This is a genomic window from Paraconexibacter sp. (assembly GCF_041602235.1).
Classification (GTDB): domain Bacteria; phylum Actinomycetota; class Thermoleophilia; order Solirubrobacterales; family Solirubrobacteraceae; genus Paraconexibacter.
In genome coordinates, this window is the sequence record NZ_JBFIGP010000329.1 from 1 (window position 1) to 3,953 (window position 3,953).

Annotated in this window: 5 protein-coding genes; 2 read left to right on the forward strand and 3 right to left on the reverse strand. The window is 73.5% G+C overall.

From position 1 onward, the window contains the following. From ABYE80_RS18215 to ABYE80_RS18225, 3 genes are all read right to left on the reverse strand, one after another. Nucleotides 1–423: hypothetical protein (locus tag ABYE80_RS18215; protein ID WP_372791721.1), on the reverse strand; the 423-nt coding region annotated here is incomplete at its 3' end. Further along, a complete protein-coding gene (locus tag ABYE80_RS18220; protein WP_372791722.1) occupies nucleotides 420–1,298 on the reverse strand; it encodes a hypothetical protein in 879 nt (292 codons plus the stop codon). The genes ABYE80_RS18215 and ABYE80_RS18220, both read right to left, overlap by 4 nt. After that, the gene (locus tag ABYE80_RS18225; RefSeq protein ID WP_372791723.1) at nucleotides 1,279–1,929 is read right to left on the reverse strand and encodes a type II secretion system protein J; all 651 of its coding nucleotides are present in this window, start codon (nucleotides 1,927–1,929) and stop codon (nucleotides 1,279–1,281) included. Before ABYE80_RS18225 ends, ABYE80_RS18220 begins: the two co-directional genes overlap by 20 nt. A gap of 141 nt (nucleotides 1,930–2,070) precedes the next feature. Here ABYE80_RS18225 and ABYE80_RS18230 point away from each other — a divergent pair, with 141 nt between their 5' ends. Beyond that, nucleotides 2,071–2,265, forward strand: coding sequence for a hypothetical protein (locus tag ABYE80_RS18230; protein WP_372791724.1), 195 nt, complete (start codon nucleotides 2,071–2,073; stop codon nucleotides 2,263–2,265). A gap of 92 nt (nucleotides 2,266–2,357) precedes the next feature. Further along, a partial coding sequence (locus ABYE80_RS18235) for a PKD domain-containing protein (protein ID WP_372791725.1) occupies nucleotides 2,358–3,953 on the forward strand: 1,596 nt, incomplete at its 3' end.

The window sequence follows — 3,953 nt, forward strand, 5'->3', positions numbered from 1 at the left end:
GAGGTCCGCCAGCGCCGAGGTCCGCGTGGCGAAGGACGCGCCGTCCCCGAGCTCGGTCCTCAGCGACGGGCACCAGCTGCCGCCGACGCTCGCCAGACGCGTGACGGTGAACCCCGACGTCCCGACGCCCACGAGGCACTGTGTGACCTCCGCGACAGGCGTCCCCGGGACCCGCAGCGCCGCGCTCAGGTCGAGCTTCAGCTTGTTCATGCGGTAGGTCTCCATCCGCAGCCCGCTCAGCGCCGCGGCGGCGGCCTTGCGCCTGCCGAGGTCGTGCTGCTGGGAGTCGAGGCTGCGCGTGGCCGTCGCGAGCGCGACCCCGGCGAGCAGCAGGACGGTGACGAGCATCACCAGCGCGAGCGGCAGGGCCACGCCGCGCTCGTCGGCGCACACCCGTCGCAGCAGTCGCTTCACGGCGCTCACGGCACCTTGAGGTCGACGCTGAGCCCGTCGGCCGGGTCGGGGACGATCGTCGAGAGGTAGACCGGCTTCTGGAGACCGGCGTTGTTGCCGATCTTCGGCAGGACGACCGCGACGGTGAGGCGCTTGGCGTCGCGCTTGCCCGCGCACAGGAGGTCGAGCGGGTCACCGGTGTCCGTCCCCAGCTCGCCGTTGACCTGCGCCGAGAGCGACGCGCTGAGGTCACCGATCAGCCCGTTGACCGACGAGAGGACCACGCCGACGAGCCCGCCGGCGGCCGCCACGACGTTCACGGAGCCCGCGATCGTCGGGCCGCCGCTGACGATGCACAGGGGCTCGTCGACCCAGGTGACGAAGCGGTAGATCTTCGCGCCGAACAGGCGGTCCCCGGGGTCGGTCGCCGCCGGGATCGGACCGCTCACGACCCCCGTCCCGTCGGCGCCCGCCACCGAACACGCCGAGGTCGTCAGCAGCGCGAACTCCTCGCCCGCGGCCGCGACGCCGGGCACGACGCTCTCGTCGCCGTCGATCCGGGGACGGCGGCGGATCACGAGGCGCGGCGGGGACCCGTCCTCGCCCGCCCGGATGTGGAAGGTCGGGTCGCGGGTGTCGGTGCCACCGTGCTGCGGTCGCGTGCCGCCGTTGGTGCAGTTCACGAGCTCTGCGTAGGGTCGGGCGAGGAGCCGTCCGAGCTCACGCTCCGCCAGCGCGGCGGCCTCGGATCCCCGCTCGGCGGTGTGCGAGCCGAACACGGCGCTGTCGAACGTGGAGAGCGTCGCGAGCAGGCCGACGACGAGCAGGAGCATGGCGACCATCGCCTCCACGACGGTGAACCCGTGCTCCGCGCCCCCGAGCCGCTCAGTTGGAGAAGTTCGCAAGGTCCGCTCCGTCGCGGTACTCGATCGGGTTCTTGCTGTGCTGGCGCGTCTGCGCGCCGGTGCTCCGCTCGTCCACCCGGGGACGCAGGCGCAGCGCGACGAAGTCCAGGCCTCCGGTGGTGCTGCAGCAGGCGGGAGTGCTCGCGGGCGTCGCGAGCACGGCCCCGTCGCCGAGCGGCGTGAAGACGTCGGTGTTGGTGATGCCCGTGACGATGGTCGTGCCCGCGCTCGCGCAGGCGCCCGCCACGATCGTCGTGGCGCTCGGCGCGCAGACGATGCGCCGGCACGTCGCCGCGGTGGAGCAGTCGTAGCGCACGTGGGCGAGGACCTGGGGGGCACCGGGGCTCGGACGTCGCCAGGTGAGCAGGTCCAGGACGGTCGAGCTCTGCACCGTGGCCGCGTTGGCGACGCGGATGTCCCGCGTGATCTGCGACAGGGCGAACTGGCCCTCGTTGATGCCGTTCCCGCGCCGGTCGATCGCCCCCGAGCTCGCGACCGCGCTCTGCAGGCAGACGACGACGGATCCGGCCACGACGAGCATCAGGAGCATGCCGATCAGGACCTCGGGAAGCGTGAGGCCTCGCTGATCGTGGCGCAGGCGCTGCAGTGGGCTGGGGGTGGTCGCGGACATGCGGGTCGACTGCGGCATCGGGTCGCCGGACCCCTCCCCTGAACTGGGGAAGGCCCGCTGGACGGATGGCGGACCGGATCCGTCAGCACCGGGGAGGGCGCAGCCCGGGCGACCGGGCGGACCCGCTACGCTCGCCGCGCTGTGAGCGACGCACCCGACACCCCGGCGACCCCTGAGCCGACCCCGTGCTCGCCCTGTCGCGGGACGGGCACCCTGATCTCGGGCAAGGGGGGCGAGCCCCACGACGTCCCGTGCCCCTGGTGCGAGGGCACCGGCTTCGAGATCCCGGGCCACGACGCGCAGGCCGAGCGTCGCGCAGCCGCCGGCAGCGACTGATCGTCTGACGCCGCCCACGCCCGCTGGACGGACGTCGGACGGCGCGGCCCGCGCACTCCGTCGAGGATCGCTCCCGGCCGATCACCCGGAGGATGCCGCTCAGCAGGGCCAGCGCCCGACTCACCGCCGTCCTCGCCGCCACGATCGGCCTCGGGTGCGCGGTGCCCGGCGCCGCGTCCGCCGATCCGCTGGGGCTCGAGCACGAGAGCATGGTCGCCGACGACGTCGGCGCCACGGGCAACGACGGCGTCATCACCGCCGGCGACACCGTCGACATCACCGAGACCCTGCTCTCGAGCAATCTCGTTCCGCTGACCGGGCTCACGGGCACCCTGACCGCGACCGACCCGGGCGTCGGCGTCCCGGAGCCGACCGCGGGCTTCACCGACGTCGCGTTCGGCGCCACCACGTCCAACACCACGCCGTTCCGGATCCAGGTGCCTGGCGACTTCGCGTGCGGACGGCCGATCGGCCTGTCGCTGTCGGTGGCCAACGGGACGGGATCCGCGCTCGTGCCCCTCACGCTGCCGACCGGGCTGGCCGGGGCGCCGCGCAGCGACGACGCCGCGGACGTGCCGCTCGCGATCCCGGCGACCGGTACGGCCCTCGAGTCCGTGGTCCACGTACCCCAGGCCGGACGGGTGAAGGACGTCCGCGTGCGCATCGGTCGGATCACCCATCCGTACGTCGAGGACCTGCGCATCGAGCTCGTGCATCCGGACGGGACCGCGGTCCTGCTCGCGGACCGCGTCGGCGGCGCGAGCGACGACTTCGTGGACACGGTCTTCGCCGCCGACGGCACGAGCATCGCGTCGGCGCCCGCACCCCGTACCGGGGTCTTCCGCGCGCAGGGGGACCTGCGGCAGCTGGAGGGCAAGCCGATGGAAGGCGTGTGGAAGCTGCGCGTGGTCGACGTCAGCCCTGCCGACAACGGCACGCTGGAGGCCTGGGGGCTCGACGCGTCCCCGGCCACCTGCGCTGCGCAGCCCGTGGCCTCGTTCATCGCCACGCCGACGACGGTCGCCGTCGGGGGCACGGTGACCTTCGACGCGTCGAGCTCGAGCGACCCGGTCGGCACGATCACGCACTACTGGTGGGATCTGGACGGCGACGGCTCCTACGAGCTGGACTCCGGGACCAACCCGGTCGTGCAGCACACCTACGCCGCGCAGGCGACCGTCGACGTCCGCCTGCGCGTCGACGACGACCAAGGGCTCAGCGCGACGTACACGCGGGCGATCAGCGTCACGACCCCGCCGGTCGCGGCCTTCACGGTGACTCCGGGCGCTCCGCAGACGGGGCAGACGGTGACCCTGGACGGCGCCGGTTCCACCGACGCCGACGGGACCGTGGTGCGCTGGCAGTGGGACCTCGACGGCGACGGCAGCTTCGAACGGGACAGCACGCCGTCGACCTCCACGACGACGACGTTCCCAACCCCCGGAGACCACACCGTTCGCCTGCGGGTGACCGACGACAACGGGGCGACGGCGACGCTCTCGAAGACCGTCACGGTGCAGAACCGCGGACCGGTCGCGGCGTTCACGGCGCCGTCACCGGCCGTCGTGGGACGGGTGGCGACGTTCGACGCGTCGGCGAGCACCGACCCCGACGGTGATGTCGCCCTCTACGCCTGGGATCTCGACGGCGACGGGACCTTCGAGACCGGACCGAGCATCACGCCGACC